Raw genomic sequence first — 16,034 nt, forward strand, 5'->3', positions numbered from 1 at the left:
GCGCGCTTATTGGGCTGCCTGCCGCGTCTGAAGTTTTTCATCGATCTGGCGCGACAGGATCGCGGAGAACTCGTCGGCGAAACCTTCCATGCGAGCGGAAAGCTTGTGCGCGTCAGCCGTGAACTTGTTGTAGGCGATAACCGCCGGAATAGCCGCGACAAGACCGATGGCCGTTGCCAGAAGCGCTTCGGCGATACCCGGCGCCACGACCGCAAGGTTGGTGGACTTCGAACCGGCAATCGCCTGGAACGAGGTCATGATACCAACGACCGTACCGAAGAGGCCGATGAACGGACCGGCAGAACCGATCGTCGCCAACGAACCGAGGCGAGCCTCGTATTGTTCGCCTTCACGAGCAATCGTCACGTCCATTGCCCGGTCGATACGCATTTGCAGACCGATGGGTGAACGGGCGCCGCGTTCAAATGATTTCTTCCACTCCCGCATGGCGGAAACGAAAATTGCCGCGAGACCAACATTCTGGCGTTCTGCCAGAGTGCGGTAAAGCTCTTCGAGCGACTGGCCAGACCAGAAGACCTGTTCGAACTGGTCGAACTGGCGCTTTGCCTTGCCGAAGCTTACGTATTTGTCGAAGACGATCGCCCACGTCCAGACTGAGGCGGCGATAAGTCCAATCATCACGAACTTCACGATGAGGCCCGCCTGCATAAACAGCGCCCAGAGACTTACATCGTGCGTCGCCGCTGCCAAACCTGCCTGTTCCATAAATATCCAATCCCCGAATCCAAACGCCCGGTACGGGACCGGGCGATTCAAACGCGTGTTAACGCTCGAAGCTATGCAGCAACAGCCGCAAACCCCTTTGCCATACCCCGATACTTGCCAGTAAGCCTTACTTGCCAATAAATTTGGTGAAAGGAAGGCGTGCGCCGCACAAATGCCAGTTGCTAAAGTAAGACACCATTATGGTTAAAGGAGTGTTACAACCGCGCCACGTCTGATGGATTTACTGGACCAGCCCCGAACTTACTTCAGGAATTTTTCGGCCACCGTCTCCGGAAGGCGCCTTGGCCGGCCATTGGCATTGATGACGGCGATGATGACCTTGGCAGCAACAAGCAGCGTTTCGCCGCGTCGGATTTCCTGATTGAGCACCATTTTTGCGCCCCCGGCCTTTTCGGTAAGGGTGGTGATCGTCAACACATCATCCATCCGGGCCGGGCTCTTGAAATCGATCTCCATACGATGGACGACGAAAACGAGACCCTCCTCGTCGGCGGTCAGGAGTGCGCTTTGCTCGCAGCCGAGGCAACGCAGGTAGTCGGTTCGACCGCGCTCGAGAAAATGCAGATAGCGCGCGTGATAAACGAGGCCGGAAAAATCCGTGTCCTCATAATAGACCCGCTGGGTCAGGCGGTGCCCATGTTCGATGAGTTCGCCGGAAAGCGAAACCACAAGCTCGCTCATGATATCTCCTTGGAAAGTTCGGCCGCACCTGAACGACCTTCGCGGACGATAAGATGCTCGTGGCGCTGAGGCAGCATCTCGATGCGCTCAGCAATGAAACGGGGTCTGAGATCGTGTTCCAGCAGCGCGGAAGGCTGCGCGGGCAGCCAGCGGAACTCCACCTCGACGCCATCCAGCACGCGATGCACTATATCGCTTTCATGGAACGGCAAAGGCTGGCGCAGCGAAACCAGATAATAAAATGCCAGTTCATGCGCGGCATAATCATCATAGGCGAAAAAATTCTCCGCCGACCAGAGAAGACGCTCGACGGCGCAATCCCGGTCAAGCTCCTCGCCGATCTCGCGGATGATGGTCTGCTCGGAGCTTTCACCGATTTCCGCCCGCCCGCCCGGCAGGGCCCAATAGCTATCCTTGGCGCCACGCTGGACGAGAAGATAGTTGTCGTGGAAAATCAACGCCGCCACACGCATGCTGAACAGCTGCGGCTTGCGGTCCAGCCGGATCATATGGCGCTCAGGGGCAGAAGTCATTTGGCGTCCAGGTCGCCGTCATACCAGACAAGGTGTCTTGTGGTCTCAGGCAGGTGTTCTATTTCATCCGCGATGAAATAGGGCGGAATATCGAGTTCGGTCAATGCATCACGGGTCGCAGCGACCCAGCGAAACTCGAGCTCGTTATCGCCATCCTGAACGCGGTGAATGATATCCGTCGGGTGAAAGGCAAGGGTCTCCGGCAAATCCATCAGGTAATAGAAACCGAGTTCGTGCCACTCCTTACCCTCATAATGGAAAAAATTCTCGACCGCCCATAAAAGCCGCCCGACCTTCGCCTCGACGCCAAGTTCCTCGACCATTTCGCGCGCCAGCGTTTCTTCGGAACGCTCGCCCATTTCGGCGCGGCCACCCGGAAAGGTCCAGAATTTCTCATGGGACGCGCGGTGCACCAACACGTGGCCATCCCGAAACGCCAGCCCCGCAACGCGCATCTGGAAAATGCGTTTCGGCTTGAATTTCATGCGGATACGGGTGTCCTGCACCGTGGTGTCTTGCGTCATTATCTGAACCTGCTGGCTGGAAACATCAAATCGGTTTCCGTCCACCCTAACGCATCCATCTCGGCTTTTCTCGCCTTTGCGTCGTCTCCCACAATGAATTCATCCAGTTGTGGCGGCTTGATCATAGTGCCGGACAACATGGCATGCACCTGCCCGCGATGATGCGTCTGATGCTGGAAGAGATGGGACAACACATCATCGCAGCGATCCTGCTGGATGCGTGTTCCACGATGAATATTGACGATGGCAGCGAGGCCGTCCTCATCCAGCATGTCGACAAAATCGATCAGTTCTTCGTCCAGTTTCGCTTGGGCAGCATGCAGCTCCGCCATGGTGGCGAAAGGCTCTTCCTCTTCAAAAGCGGCAAGGCCGAGCGCCCCGCCCTTAATCGCGTCGATATAAAACAGGTCAACGGTGTAGATGTGGTTCAGGGTCGCCCGAAGGGTTGGAAAGAAGCTGACGCGAGCGGCCACGAATTCCTCCTGCAACAGCTGAAGACAAGCCTGATGCAGCCTTAAATTAGCCAGCCGGTTGTTGCGCGCGAGTTTGCGGAAAACCCGCATCGGATCGTAGGCCATCGACGTCCCTTCTCATGGCGCCTGATAACGGCGCTTTTCAATCGACGTGTTCAAGCTCGGACTTGCTCTTCAGAACCTTCGCCCCATCTTCCTGCTCGATAAGATAAGCGGGTTCGTCCTTGCTGGCCTTGCGCTTTATCGTGGAACCGGAAATCGTTTTTTCGACATCATCAGTAAACGTCTCGACGATTTTTCCTTCGCCGGTTCCGTTGCCCCATTTCCAGCGAACCTTCGTACCCTTGCGATATCCAGACATCATCATTTCCTGACCAAAGAAAATCAAATGCGAAAGCGCCGGGCTTGTTCCCTCAATCCTCTTCCAGCGTCAGCCGGAATTGCGCCGCCTCGAGATCTTTAGGCGGCTGCATGCCCAGATGTTTCCAGGCAGTGCCGGTCAGAACGCGGCCGCGCGGCGTGCGCTGGATGAAACCCTGCTGGATCATGTAGGGTTCTATGATGTCTTCGATCGCATCACGCGGCTCCGACAAGCCAGCGGCGATGGTCTCGATACCAACAGGGCCGCCGCCGAAATTGACCGCGATCATGGTCAGATAGCGCATGTCCAGCTGATCGAGACCCATTTTGTCGACAAGCAACCGCGTCAGCGCTTCGTCGGCAATCTCACGGGTGACGGCTTCCGCCCGTGCCACCTCAGCGAAATCGCGAACCCGGCGCAAGAGCCGTCCGGCGATGCGCGGCGTGCCGCGTGCACGCCTTGCTATCTCGCGTGCGCCATCGTCGGTCATGTTCAGACCCATCAGCCGCGCGCCGCGCCGAACGATCAGCTCCAGCTCATCGACAGTGTAGAAGGCCAGACGGACAGGAATGCCGAAGCGGTCGCGCAGCGGCGTTGTCAACAAACCAAGACGCGTGGTCGCGGCAACGAGGGTGAACTTGGAAAGATCGATCTTCACCGAGCGGGCCGCAGGCCCCTCACCGATGATGAGGTCGAGCTGGAAATCCTCCATTGCCGGATAGAGAATTTCCTCGACTGCCGGGTTGAGACGATGGATTTCATCGATGAAGAGCACATCGCGCTCCTCGAGATTGGTCAAAAGTGCGGCAAGGTCGCCAGCCTTGGCGATCACTGGTCCGGAGGTGGACTTGAAGTTGACGCCAAGCTCCTTTGCCATGATCTGCGCCAGCGTGGTTTTGCCGAGACCGGGAGGCCCGACGAACAACACATGGTCCAGCGCCTCGCCACGGTTCTTTGCCGCCTCGATAAACACCTTGAGATTGGCGCGAGCCTCGGCCTGGCCGGTAAAATCGTCCAGCGACTGCGGGCGCATTGTGGTGTCGATATCTTCACCGCGCTTGTCCGCCGAAATCAGTCTGTCCGCATCGCTCATAGAGGGCATTCCATTGTTCTAAACCAATTCAAGAGATGGTCTTCGCCGCTATATCACGACTGTCGCACGAAGGCGCTTCACGAAATTCAGCATCGCACCCGGCTTCGTTCGCTTGCTGCGCGCAGCTTAGCGTGAAAGTTCGCGCAGGCCGAGCCGGATGAGTTTGGCACTGTCGCCGCCCTCCCCGCCGTTCTTCAGCGCGGCCGCAACGGCATTTGCGGCCTGATCGCGTGAATAGCCGAGATTGGTGAGCGCCGACACGGCATCCGCCACCGGCGCGGAGGCCACACCCTCGCCAAGTTCCTGCTTGAGTCCGATGGAAGCCGAAGCTTCTCCTGCAAAGGCAGGCGCCTTGTTGCGAAGCTCGGTAACGAGGCGCACCGCCACCTTCGGCCCTACGCCCGGCGCACGTGAAATCATCACCTTGTCCTGCAGCGCTATCGCATTGGCGAGTTCAGAAGGCGACAGGGTAGACAAGACGGCCAGCGCCACTTTCGAACCGACCCCCTGCACGCTCTGCAGCAGATTGAACCATTCCCGCTCAAGTGCCGACAAAAAGCCGAACAGCCTCAACTGGTCTTCGCGCACATAGGTTTCGATGAAGAGGACGACCGCTTCACCAGCGGAACCTATTTTTGAGAGTGTGCGCGCCGAGCAATAGGCGACGTAACAAACGCCGTGCACATCCACCAGCACGTAATCCGTGCCGATTTCCTCGATGGTGCCTTTAAGTTTTCCGATCATGATGCCGCCCGCTGCAATGAGACTTCAATATTCAACCGGCTGCCAATAGCCGCGCCATCCTGTCGCCGCCGCGATTATGGGCGTGGCAGATTGCGATCGCCAAGGCGTCCGCCGCATCGTTACCCTTGAATTCTGCTTTCGGCATCAGGATTTTCAGCATCATGTGGATTTGCTGCTTTTCGCCGTGCCCAACACCTATGACGGCTTTTTTGACCGCGTTCGGCGCATACTCGAAAACAGGCAACCCTGCCCGCGCCGGAACCAGCATGGCAATGCCGCGCGCCTGACCGAGCTTCAGCGTGGCGACAGCATCCTTGTTTACGAACGTCTGCTCCACCGCCGCCTCATCGGGTTGATAGCTGTGAACAGTATCCGCCAGCCCATCATGCAGCTGGCACAGGCGGGAGGCGAGATCCATATCACCATCCGATGTCACCGTGCCGGAAGCGACAAACCGAAGGCTGTTGCCGAAGGTTTCGATGACACCCCATCCGGTGCGCCGCAACCCGGGGTCGATACCGATGATTCGAATCGTCTTTTGCATAAGCCACCCTATCTTTTCGGCTGCGACCCTGCCAGCGATAAGTGAACAAAACGACAACATTGATCAAATTTGCAGTGCAGCATTTACCTCTGCTTAAACCGCGTACCGCATTGTTCCCGCACAAAATCAAAAAAGGGGAGCTGCGGACATGATGATCCGCAGCGCAATATTTTCGCCATATCAGCCATCCGGTGGCGCCATCAATGCATGGTGCGGGAAGTGATACGGCATTGAGGGCTGCATCGGCCATGCTGAACCGTTTTCATTCCATATCCACCAAAGTGCTCGTGATTTTCCTTGCGCTGATGACGATCTCGACCGGGGCTCTCACGCTTCTCGGCTATCAAAGCAGCAGCGGCGTTCTCGAGGAACAGGCGTCGAAATCCATGGAGAGCATTCTCGTCTTCAGGGGCGATATGCTGCAGGAACGCCTTGAGCAGCTTGAAACGCAGGCGGATTCCATCGCCAAGATCGAATCCCTGCAAATGGCGGTAGTTTCCATGCGCAGCGGCTGGGGCACCGTGCAGAAGAGTTCCGGCGACGCAAAGGCGGAACTGCAACGCGTCTTCGTCAAGGAAAACCCCTACGGCGAAAAAGAAAAGCTCATCAAGCCCGAAAATCCGAGCGGCTTTTATTATTCCACCCATGAAAAAACCCAGACGGATATCGGCGGCTACCTCAGGGGAACCCCATTCAGCGATGTTCTCTTCATCGATCCGGCCGGCACGGTTTATTACTCCTATCTGAAAGGACCGGCTTTCGGGGAGACCGTCACGGGTGGCGCCTGGGCGGATAGCGGCCTTGGGGCTGCTTTTGCGCGCGGAGCCACCAACGCAGGAAAAGCCGTGAACGACGTGGCCCAGACGAGTTTCTCCGGCCTGCGCGTCGACGCCGCGACCGAAGAGGCCGGCATCTATTTCGGTATTCCGGTAGTCAAATTCGGTGCGTTCAAGGGCATCGTTCTCTTCCGCGTCAAACAAGAGGTCTTCAGCCAAATCCTCGCGAAAGGCATCTCCGCCGGCAGCTCCGAACAATCCGCGATCGTTTCCGCCGATGGCAAGGTTCTGGGCGTGGACGGCAACGGTCTCGTCAGCCTTAATCCGGCAATCTATGGCTTCCATGCACAAGCACTCAATACGTCCGGCATGACGATCGCCAAGATCAACCGTCCGGACGGCGAAGCCAATGCCTATGCCCGCGCCTTTTCGTTTGCCGGTGAAAAATACCTCGCGGTGGAAAGCATGTTGCGCAGCGAGTTGAACGCCGGTTCCATTTCGATTGCCGGCACGCTAGCCGTCATCGGCCTTTGCGTTCTGGCAGCCATGTGCGCGGCAACCGCCTTTTTTGCACGGCGCCTGTTCGCACCGCTGGAGAAGCTGGCCGGGCTGACTGGCGAAGTGGCGGCAGGCCGTCTCGATGCCGAGATCGGCAATCAGGACCGCAAGGACGAGATCGGCCGCATGGCGCGCGCGCTTGGCAGTTTCCGTGAAAAACTCATTTTGCAGCGGGAAATGGAAGCGACCACGTCCCGCACGCGCGAGGAAGCCGAAACGGCACGCCGCGCACATCTTGCGGAACGAGAGGCCGAGGCCGGCACGCTGCAAATGGTCGTGCGTTCTCTTGACGAAGGGCTGGATCGACTGGCAAGCGGCAATCTCGCCTATCGCATTGAGACTGTCTTCCCAGACGATCTTGAAAGCCTGCGCCACAACTTCAATACGGCGCTTGCAAGGCTCAGCGAGACCATGCAGGCCATCGGCGGCAATTCCGCCGCCGTTCGCGGCGGCTCGGAGGAAATGCGGGTAGGTGCAGACCAGCTCGCTGAGCGCACTGAACGGCAGGCCGCCTCCATTACCGAGACGGCAAGCGCCATCAAGGCAATCACCGAAGCCGTCCGCGACCAGATCGAACGTGCCGAACAGGCAACACGGATCGCCCGCGACGCCAGTACGCAGGCCACTGCGTCCAGCCACGTCATGGAGCAGACCATCGCCGCCATGGAAGCGATCCAGACCTCGTCGCGCCAGATCAACCAGATCATCGGCGTTATCGATGAAATCGCCTTCCAGACCAACCTTCTCGCCCTGAACGCAGGTGTGGAAGCCGCGCGTGCGGGCGAGGCCGGCAAGGGTTTTGCCGTTGTGGCGCAGGAGGTGCGCGAGCTGGCACAACGCTCGGCCGCCGCCGCAAAAGAAATCACCAGCCTGCTGAAGCGCTCCACCGACGAGGTTTCCACCGGCGTGGCACTGGTCGAAAAGGCGGGGGCCTCGCTAACCGGCATCGGCAAGCACGTGCAGACCATCAGTTCCCGCATTGAAGAGATCATGGAATCCACCCGCGAGGAGGCGCATACGCTTGCGGAAATCAACAGCACCGTCACCAGTCTCGACACCATGACGCAGCAAAACGCCGCGATGGTGGAGGAGACGACGGCGGCCATTCACAATCTCGCTTCCGAGGCGGGCGAGATGGACGGCAGGCTCGGACAATTCGTGCTCGCTTCCGACCGGCAACCTCCAGAACATCGCGAAACCCGGCAATTCCGTCGAGCGGGCTAAAAAAATGAAAAGGGGCCTCTTTCGAGGCCCCAATTTTTTTGAACCATCCTTCAATTCTGCGCGACTTCTATGGTAAATCGGGACACGCGCCTTACATCCGCATCAAAGACAGAATTTGTGTAGGAGCGTTGGATGATCCCCTTTTCCATTCTCGACCTTTCGCCAATCGGCGAAGGCGAGAGCGTCAGCCAGGCGCTTGAAAATTCTCGCCGCATGGCGATCAAGGCTGAAGACCAAGGTTACAACCGCATCTGGCTTGCGGAACACCATGGCATGCCTGGTATTGCGAGCGCAGCCACATCGCTCGTCATCGCCCATGTTGGTGCCGCCACGAAACATATTCGCGTCGGCTCAGGCGGCATCATGCTGCCTAACCACTCCCCGCTCGTCATTGCCGAACAATTCGGCACGCTGGCGGCGCTGTTGCCTGGCCGGGTCGATCTCGGACTTGGCCGCGCGCCGGGAACCGATATGCGGACGGCAAGGGCGCTGCGCCGCAATCTTGATGCCGGTGCGGAGAACTTCCCGCACGACATCATCGAGCTCCAGCAGTACCTTGGCCAGCCCCAGCAGGATCAGGCGATCCTTGCCGTGCCCGGCATGAATTCGCACGTGCCGCTCTGGTTGCTTGGCTCAAGTACGTATAGCGCGCATCTGGCAGCTGCACTCGGCCTGCCCTATTCCTTTGCGTCGCATTTTGCGCCTGACATGCTGATGGAGGCGATCCATATCTATCGCGAGCGCTTCCAGCCCTCTGCGACGCTGGACAAGCCCTATGTGATGGTTGGAGTGATGGGTGTCGGCGCCGATACCGACGAGGAGGCGCAATATCTCTTCACCTCGTCACAGCAGCAATTCGTCAACCTGCGCCGCAATGTACGCGTGCCGTTCCCCAAGCCGGTTCAGAACATGGACGACCACTGGAACGAGATGGAGCGTTTTTCGGTGGAACATACCTTGCGTTTCGCCGCCGTCGGCTCGCCTGAAACAATCGGACGCCACCTCGACGGCTTCCTCGCCGAAACGCAGGCCGACGAACTGATCGTCTCGATGCCGATCCACAATATCGAAAAACGGTTGCGATCCGTGGAGATCTTCGCCGATGTGCGGACCTCCATCAGGAAGGCCGCCTAAACAAAAAGCCCCGGAGCGATGACGCTGCCGGGGCTTTTTTTTTAAATCTGAACCGTCAGGCGGAAAGCTTGGCGAGAATTTCTTCCGAAACTTCGAAGTTGGAATAGACGCTCTGCACGTCGTCATCGTCTTCGAGATTGTCGATGAGCTTCATCAGCGACTGCGCCTTTTCCTCATCCACCGGCACCGTGTTCTGCGGCTTCCAGATGGCCTTGACGCTTTCAGCTTCGCCGAGCACGCCTTCCAGCGCCTTGGAAACCTCGTTCATCGCCTCGAAACCGCAGATGATGGTGTGACCGTCCTCAGAAGATTCGACATCGTCGGCACCAGCTTCGATAGCCGCTTCCATGACCTTGTCGGCATCGCCGACTTCGGCCTTGTAAGTGATCTCACCGACGCGGTCGAAGGAGAAGGAAACCGATCCGGTTTCGCCGAGTGCGCCACCAGCCTTGGTGAAGATGGAGCGGACGTTGGAGGCGGTGCGGTTGCGGTTGTCGGTCAAGGCCTCGACGACGACGGCGACGCCACCCGGGCCGTAACCCTCGTAACGGACCTCATCGTAGTTTTCGCTGTCTGCACCGGAAGCTTTCTTGATCGCGCGCTCGATATTGTCCTTCGGCATGGACTGGGCCTTGGCGTTCTGAATTGCCAGGCGCAGGCGCGCGTTCATGTTCGGGTCGGGCATGCCCGCCTTTGCCGCAACGGTGATTTCACGCGCAAGCTTGGAAAACATTTTGGACCGAACGGAGTCCTGCTTGCCCTTGCGGTGCATGATGTTCTTGAACTGTGAATGACCAGCCATGGAAAACCTGATTGTCTTAATTTGGAGATTGCGGGCCTTATAAGTGCGATATGCCCGCCGTTCAAGCCCGCAAGCGCTTTCTCTTGGCCGCAAGAATATAAGGAACTGATTTATCCGCTTTTCGTTTTGACAATGAAAGCGGAAGAGCGGGACATTTTTCACCCTCCCGGTCGCCGCAGCAAACCCAACGGAGGAAACACATGGTCAGCCTGACTGAAGCAAGAGAAAACCCTGCCCGCCAGCTCTGGGATGAGGTCAATTCGGTCCATGCCGGCATGCTTGGCCTCGAGGGCCTGCACAATCATATGCAGCCGATGGCACCGCACGCCGACCCCAAGACCAACACGATCTGGTTTTTCTCCAAGAAAGACACCGATCTCGTCAAAACGCTGAAGCCGGGTTCGCGGGCGCATTTTTGTGTCGTCGGCAAGGACCATGATTATCACGCCTGCCTCTCGGGTGTGCTCGAGGCGCGCGACGACAGGACAAAGATCGAAGAATACTGGAACTCCGTAACCGCAGCCTGGTACGAGCACGGTAAGAGCGATCCGCAACTGACGATGCTGGCGCTGCATGTTGACGACGCGGAAATCTGGGCCTCGACTGACAGCACGCTAAAATTCGGCTGGGAAATCGCCAAGGCCAATATGTCCGACGATAAAATGCCTGATGTCGGCGTTCGCCAGCACCTCGCCTTCGCCTGAGATACGACTCCCCCGACTTTCCTCGCCGGTCGCTTTACTACATGCCTTTTGGCACCAGTATCTGCGGCTGGCGGGGAAGGTTCCTCATTGAGACCCGGATGATCGCATCTTTTGCGTAGGCGATCTGGAAGCTTTCCCCAAACATCGTCAGAAACTGCTCCAACGGCGGCCCGGTGCGGTGCATGGGCAAGATCAGTGCGGAGCGCAGGCGCTTGACCACGCGGCTCATGCTGTCGGCCCCCATCGTCAAACCACCATCCACTGGAACCATCAGCACATCCAGACGACCGATTTCGGCATAATGCTTGTCCGTCAGTTCGTGATGCAGATGGCCGAGATGGCCGATACACAGCCCCGCAACCTCGAAGATGAAAATGGAATTGCCGTTTTCCTGAAAGGATTCGTAATCGCCCCAGCGGTTGCGAATGTCAGTCGCGACGTTGCGGATATAGACATCACCGACCAGAAGCTTGTGCTCGGCCTTTTCTCCGGGCGTATCGCTCCAACCGTGCAGCACATGCTGAATGGCCGGATCCGGACTAAGAGTGAAATGCGTCATATGCGCCCGGTTCATCGTCACCACTGTCGGCGTGACCGGTGGGCGATAGACGCCATTATAATCTGTGGCGATCGTCACGCCGCCAGGACTTTCGATGAGATAGGTGGAATGGCCGATGAAGCTGATCTTCACCTCTTCCTTAGCCGTGGCCTGCGCCAGCTGGGCACCTGCCGGTTTGAAGCTGGCGAACATGACGCCGGGAATGTTGCGGGCGATTGCCTGGCACTGGCTGACGGGAGGGCGGCTTCCAGCCTGGGAAAAGGCCGCTCCCGCGCACGCAACCAGTCCGGCCATTGCAAGCATTAGCACGCGCAGCATCATGCCACTCCCTCGAACTTGCGAAGAAAGGAAGATGAGGCAGGTTTTGCAGGGCGTCCAGCGCCAACAGCGGCGGAACGCTCACGATCTCGTCATTGTGAACGGATGATGAGCGCTAGAAGCCGAAAGCTCACGCCCAGAAGGACGGGAGGGTTTCGGAGAGCCTCGGGCCAATTCGCAGCGGTGCGATCTTTTCCGCAAGGCCGGTCCGGTCGGAAATCTCGACGCCGACGCCGCAGATCGTCGCAGGTCCACTGGCGGCTTCGAAACGGCCCTTCGGCATTTTGGAAATGAAGCGGTTGATCGGCTCTTCCTTTTCCATGCCAAGCGAGCTGTCGTAGTCACCGCACATGCCGGCGTCCGACATATAGGCCGTGCCACCGTTCAAGATCTGGGCGTCAGCAGTCGGAACATGGGTGTGGGTGCCGACGACGAAGCTTGCACGTCCATCAACGAAATGACCGAAACACTGTTTTTCGCTCGTCGCTTCCGCGTGGAAATCGAAGATGATGGCGTCGGCCTGCTCCTTCAGCGGGCAGGCAGCGAGAATGTTCTCCGCCGATTTGAAGGGATCGTCCAGTTCCGGATGCATGAAGACCCGGCCCATGATGTTGGCGACAAGCACACGCGCACCGTTGCGGGCGTAAAAGATGCCCGAGCCCTTGCCCGGCGTACCATCGGGATAATTGGCTGGCCGCAGGAACTGGTCATGGCGCTCGCAGAAGGAAACGGCCTCCTTCTGGTCCCAGACATGGTTGCCGGTCGTCACCACATCCGCACCGGCATTGATGGTTTCGAGATAGATATCCTCGGTGATGCCGAAACCACCGGCGGCGTTTTCGCCATTAACGATGACGAAATCGAGCTTCAGATCGGAAATAAGCCCGGGCAACCTGTCCCAGACAGCCGTGCGTCCGGTCTTGCCAACCATATCTCCGAGAAAAAGAAGCCTCATTCACCCGCCCCGATCTTGCGCATGTTCCTAAATTCCGTCCCCTCTAACGGGTAATCCATCTTTTAAAAAGTGCTAAAGCGCCTTTTTCCGACCGGTCATCAACGGCTACGCCGAAAACCAGCGCAAGCCACTCTCCGTCAGAACCGCCTGAAGCGGCACGTCATGCGGCTCCGCCGGCACGGATGGCACTTCCTGACAATCAAATGCGACGCCGATGAGAACGGGGGCTCGGCCTTTGCTGTGCAATCTCGCAATAGCGCGATCATAATGACCCGCGCCATAACCGATACGCTGACCCTGCCCGTCAAAGACGGAGAGCGGGACGAGCAGAATATCCGGATCGAGAACTTCTGCGTCCTCCGCCGGACCGGTCGTGCCGAAGCCCGTCTTCACCAGCGGTGCATCCGCATCAAAGGCGCGGAAAACGATGGTCTCCCGGTTCAGCACAACGGGAAGGGCGAGGCGCCCGCCTCTTGTCCGCAGTGCCTCCATCAGCGGCCGAATATCGGCCTCTGAACGGATGGGCATGAAACCGGAAATAACGGCACCTGGCGAGAACGGAATGGCAGATGCACCATATGCCGTCATCGCCTCGCTTTTTTGCTGACGCTCGGCTTGTGGCAACGCATCACGCGCGGCAAGCCTTTCGCCGCGCAGCCTTGCTTTTTCGGCGATGTCGCCAGACATCAGGCAGCCCGGCTCACGAGCACCTTGTCGATACGGTGTCCATCAAGGTCTATGACCTCAAAACGCCAGCCGTTGCGGGTGATGTGTTCGCCCAGTTCCGGCAGGCGACGGAACTCGTCAAGCACCAGACCGGCAACGGTCTCGAACTCGGCGTCTTCGTCGATCTGGAAGCCCATGCGGTAAGCGAACTCATCGGCGGGCATCCAGCCGGCAACGAGGAACGAACCGTCCTCGCGCTCGACGATCGCCGGCTCCTCGTCATTGTCTTCCTGGAAGGCACCTGTGATTGCTTCCAGGACGTCGCCAGAGCTGACGATACCTTCGAAATGGCCGTATTCGTCATAGACCAGCACCATATGCACGGTGGAACGGCGCAATGACTGGATGACATCGACAGCGCTCGTCAGATCCGAGACGACGGGAACTTCGCGCAGAAGCTCGCGCACATTCAGCTCCTTGCCGGATGCCAGCGCATCGAAAGCGTCCTTGGCGAAAAGCACGCCGAGAATTTCATCGGAAGCGCCGTTGCGCACGGGCAGGCGGGAACGCTGCGTTTCCCGAAGCTGAACACGGATTTCTTCCGCACTGTCTTCAATATCGACGACTTCCACGTCGCGGCGCGGCGTCATCAGGCCACGGGCATTACGGTCGGCAAGGCGCATGACGCTGGTGATCATCGCCGATTCCTCGGTTTCGATGACGCCGGCGCTATGAGCTTCCGCCAGAACCGTGCGGATTTCGTCATCCGTGACCGATGCATTGGACGTGCCGCTATGGCCGAGAAGCGCAAGGATGGCCTTGCCGGATTTGTCGAGAAACCAGACCAGCGGCGCGCCGACCTTAGAGAGCATCACCATGGTGGGTGCAACACGGGCAGCGATCTTTTCCGGATCGCGCAGCGCAATCTGCTTCGGCACCAGTTCGCCGACGATCAGCGACAAATACGTGATGGCGACGACCACGGAGCCCACGCCCAACGCATCGGCAACCCGATCAGGGACGCCCTGCACCGACAGCCATGCCGTGAACCGGGCGCCGAGGGTGGCGCCGGAAAACGCACCGGAGAGAACGCCGACCAGCGTGATGCCGATCTGCACCGTGGAAAGAAAGCGTCCGGGATTTTCGGAAAGACCGAGCGCCATCGTGGCGCCCTTGCTGCCGTGCGCGGCAAGCACCTTGAGCCTCGCCGGTCTGGAGGAGACAACGGCAAGCTCGGACATGGCAAGCACACCGTTCAATACGGTGAGCAGGACCACGATCATAATTTCAGTAAACAAGTTTAGCTCTTTGGGCTGTTGAACGGCACGTCGCGGTTTTGGCCGCAGCGCCCTCTTTCAAAAAAAAGGGCATGACAGACATACCAATTGAGATAATAGGGAATTGTTCCGCCATTGCAATGACAGCAGCATAAAAAAGCCGTCTCCGGCAGCAATGAAAAATAACTGTCGACACTATATGACTCAGAAGAAGAATCGGGGAGTGACCCGAAACTTCAAGTGCGATCCACGGCGACCGATGGAGATTTACGATCCTGGGTGCCTACAAATGTAGGTGGGCGCCATGTGTCCAGCCCCACGGGACTGGCCAGGGACAGCTCCCTTTGGATCGAGTATGGCCCCAGGGATTGTGGTTCCTGTCGGGAAGCGCAGAACGCCTCTTAGATATAGGACGTATCCAACCAAACCACCAGAGGGCCACGAACGAATTTTGTTGCTGGAAAGCTTTGCCGGCGATCAATGCGCCGCAGGCTTTGGCCGCGCCAGGAGTTTTTCGGTAATACCGTTCAGACGGTCGGCCAGATCGCTGATGGCAACGGCAACCATCTCGTCCGATCTTGCCTTGTGTTCGGCCATACCGTCGCGGTTGCGAGAAAGGGACGCTATTTCCCCCTCCAGCTTTTCGATCTTGCGGTTGAGCTCGGAAAGTTCGTCCATCACCATGATGCCCGACATGACGGTCAATCGCAGATCACCGATTTCGCCGAACTGGCTCTTTAGATGCCCCACATAACGGTCAAAACGGGTAGCGAGATCGGTCAGGTGCTCTTCCTGCCCTGCCTCGCAAGCCATGCGGTAGGCCTTGCCGTCGATCATAACAGTAACTTGCGCCATGAAACCGCTCCCTATCGATCCAGCACCGCGCGAATCGTCTCCATCGCCGTCACCAGACGGCGGGAAACCTCGCGGTTGACTTCTTCGAGACGATTGGCGCGAAACTCGGCCTGGTCCAGCTCGTGCGCGAGCCTTGCGCGATCGACATGGACCCGCTTGACCTCGTTATCGATTTCGCCCGTCTCCCTTTGCCGTTCGATACGCATATCGATGGCATTTTCGAGATTTGTGATGGCAGCGCTCAGCTCCGTCACCGCAGATTGTACGGTCTTCTCAGCCGACATCGTTTTTTCCAACTCGCAAGTAACCGGCCGAATCGTCCGGTTTCAGGCCTTTTCAACATCCAAGAGGTTATTACCCGATTTATCATCACGTCAATCAAACCAGTGCATTGAGGCGTTTTGCTCTGTGGATGAACGAGGAAACGGCGACACATATCGCACGATTTTTCTCGAGACACCCGTTTTGCTAAACGATTTTTATCCTTGAGAGAACCGCAATTGCCC

Annotated in this window: 19 protein-coding genes and 1 other RNA gene; 3 read left to right on the forward strand and 17 right to left on the reverse strand. The window is 58.1% G+C overall.

All coding sequences use genetic code 11. The features are described 5' to 3' along the window. Window positions 1-6 precede the first annotated feature (6 nt). From tolQ to ruvC, 9 genes are all read right to left on the reverse strand, one after another. Window positions 7-726 carry a protein TolQ gene (gene tolQ, locus G6L97_RS17730; protein WP_003511390.1) on the reverse strand — a complete coding sequence of 240 codons (720 nt, stop codon included), beginning with the start codon at window positions 724-726 and terminating at the stop codon, window positions 7-9. Window positions 727-987: 261 nt separating this feature from the next. Beyond that, window positions 988-1,428, reverse strand: coding sequence for a tol-pal system-associated acyl-CoA thioesterase (ybgC, locus tag G6L97_RS17735; RefSeq protein WP_003511391.1), 441 nt, complete (start codon window positions 1,426-1,428; stop codon window positions 988-990). After that, window positions 1,425-1,961, reverse strand: a complete 537-nt coding sequence (locus tag G6L97_RS17740) for an NUDIX hydrolase (RefSeq protein WP_076845448.1) — start codon at window positions 1,959-1,961, stop codon at window positions 1,425-1,427. The genes ybgC and G6L97_RS17740 overlap by 4 nt, the downstream gene beginning before the upstream one ends. Further along, window positions 1,958-2,485: an NUDIX hydrolase gene (locus tag G6L97_RS17745; RefSeq protein WP_003511393.1), complete on the reverse strand. Its 528-nt coding sequence runs from the start codon at window positions 2,483-2,485 to the stop codon at window positions 1,958-1,960. The genes G6L97_RS17740 and G6L97_RS17745 overlap by 4 nt, the downstream gene beginning before the upstream one ends. After that, window positions 2,485-3,063 carry a DinB family protein gene (locus tag G6L97_RS17750; protein WP_111801837.1) on the reverse strand — a complete coding sequence of 193 codons (579 nt, stop codon included), beginning with the start codon at window positions 3,061-3,063 and terminating at the stop codon, window positions 2,485-2,487. Before G6L97_RS17750 ends, G6L97_RS17745 begins: the two co-directional genes overlap by 1 nt. Window positions 3,064-3,100: 37 nt before the next feature. Further along, window positions 3,101-3,319: a hypervirulence associated TUDOR domain-containing protein gene (locus G6L97_RS17755; protein ID WP_075807662.1), complete on the reverse strand. Its 219-nt coding sequence runs from the start codon at window positions 3,317-3,319 to the stop codon at window positions 3,101-3,103. Window positions 3,320-3,371: 52 nt separating this feature from the next. Then, window positions 3,372-4,412: a Holliday junction branch migration DNA helicase RuvB gene (gene ruvB, locus G6L97_RS17760; RefSeq protein WP_003511396.1), complete on the reverse strand. Its 1,041-nt coding sequence runs from the start codon at window positions 4,410-4,412 to the stop codon at window positions 3,372-3,374. Between the two features lie 126 nt (window positions 4,413-4,538). Beyond that, complete coding sequence (gene ruvA / locus G6L97_RS17765; protein ID WP_003511397.1) at window positions 4,539-5,156, reverse strand: Holliday junction branch migration protein RuvA; 618 nt, start codon at window positions 5,154-5,156, stop codon at window positions 4,539-4,541. Window positions 5,157-5,187: 31 nt separating this feature from the next. Further along, on the reverse strand, window positions 5,188-5,700 hold the full coding sequence (ruvC, locus tag G6L97_RS17770) for a crossover junction endodeoxyribonuclease RuvC (RefSeq protein WP_003511398.1): 513 nt from the start codon (window positions 5,698-5,700) through the stop codon (window positions 5,188-5,190). A 248-nt stretch (window positions 5,701-5,948) separates the two neighbouring features. Here ruvC and G6L97_RS17775 point away from each other — a divergent pair, with 248 nt between their 5' ends. Both G6L97_RS17775 and G6L97_RS17780 read left to right on the forward strand, forming a co-directional pair. Further along, window positions 5,949-8,258, forward strand: a complete 2,310-nt coding sequence (locus G6L97_RS17775; RefSeq protein ID WP_174003488.1) for a methyl-accepting chemotaxis protein — start codon at window positions 5,949-5,951, stop codon at window positions 8,256-8,258. A gap of 132 nt (window positions 8,259-8,390) precedes the next feature. After that, complete coding sequence (locus G6L97_RS17780; protein WP_174003492.1) at window positions 8,391-9,392, forward strand: LLM class flavin-dependent oxidoreductase; 1,002 nt, start codon at window positions 8,391-8,393, stop codon at window positions 9,390-9,392. Window positions 9,393-9,447: 55 nt separating this feature from the next. Here G6L97_RS17780 and G6L97_RS17785 read toward each other — a convergent pair whose 3' ends face one another. Next, window positions 9,448-10,194, reverse strand: coding sequence for a YebC/PmpR family DNA-binding transcriptional regulator (locus tag G6L97_RS17785; RefSeq protein ID WP_003497595.1), 747 nt, complete (start codon window positions 10,192-10,194; stop codon window positions 9,448-9,450). 200 nt (window positions 10,195-10,394) lie between these two features. On the opposite strand from G6L97_RS17785, the gene G6L97_RS17790 reads away from it, so the two are divergent. Further along, complete coding sequence (locus G6L97_RS17790) at window positions 10,395-10,898, forward strand: pyridoxamine 5'-phosphate oxidase family protein (RefSeq protein WP_003511401.1); 504 nt, start codon at window positions 10,395-10,397, stop codon at window positions 10,896-10,898. A gap of 37 nt (window positions 10,899-10,935) precedes the next feature. Here G6L97_RS17790 and G6L97_RS17795 read toward each other — a convergent pair whose 3' ends face one another. The 7 genes from G6L97_RS17795 to G6L97_RS17825 form a co-directional block, all read right to left on the reverse strand. Beyond that, a complete protein-coding gene (locus G6L97_RS17795) occupies window positions 10,936-11,778 on the reverse strand; it encodes an MBL fold metallo-hydrolase (protein ID WP_013761825.1) in 843 nt (280 codons plus the stop codon). Between the two features lie 127 nt (window positions 11,779-11,905). Then, on the reverse strand, window positions 11,906-12,730 hold the full coding sequence (locus G6L97_RS17800) for a TIGR00282 family metallophosphoesterase (protein WP_003511403.1): 825 nt from the start codon (window positions 12,728-12,730) through the stop codon (window positions 11,906-11,908). Between the two features lie 105 nt (window positions 12,731-12,835). Further along, on the reverse strand, window positions 12,836-13,417 hold the full coding sequence (locus G6L97_RS17805; RefSeq protein WP_035199653.1) for a 5-formyltetrahydrofolate cyclo-ligase: 582 nt from the start codon (window positions 13,415-13,417) through the stop codon (window positions 12,836-12,838). Next, window positions 13,417-14,679 (reverse strand): hemolysin family protein, encoded by a 1,263-nt coding sequence (locus G6L97_RS17810; protein ID WP_003511405.1) that lies wholly within the window; start codon window positions 14,677-14,679, stop codon window positions 13,417-13,419. Before G6L97_RS17810 ends, G6L97_RS17805 begins: the two co-directional genes overlap by 1 nt. Window positions 14,680-14,913: 234 nt before the next feature. Then, a non-coding RNA gene (gene ssrS, locus G6L97_RS17815) (6S RNA) lies at window positions 14,914-15,072 on the reverse strand. Window positions 15,073-15,150: 78 nt separating this feature from the next. After that, complete coding sequence (locus tag G6L97_RS17820) at window positions 15,151-15,528, reverse strand: cell division protein ZapA (RefSeq protein WP_003511406.1); 378 nt, start codon at window positions 15,526-15,528, stop codon at window positions 15,151-15,153. 11 nt (window positions 15,529-15,539) lie between these two features. Further along, on the reverse strand, window positions 15,540-15,812 hold the full coding sequence (locus G6L97_RS17825; RefSeq protein WP_003511407.1) for a DUF4164 domain-containing protein: 273 nt from the start codon (window positions 15,810-15,812) through the stop codon (window positions 15,540-15,542). Between the last annotated feature and the right edge of the window lie 222 nt (window positions 15,813-16,034).

It is taken from the genome of Agrobacterium tumefaciens (assembly GCF_013318015.2).
GTDB classification, from domain to species: Bacteria; Pseudomonadota; Alphaproteobacteria; order Rhizobiales; family Rhizobiaceae; genus Agrobacterium; species Agrobacterium tumefaciens.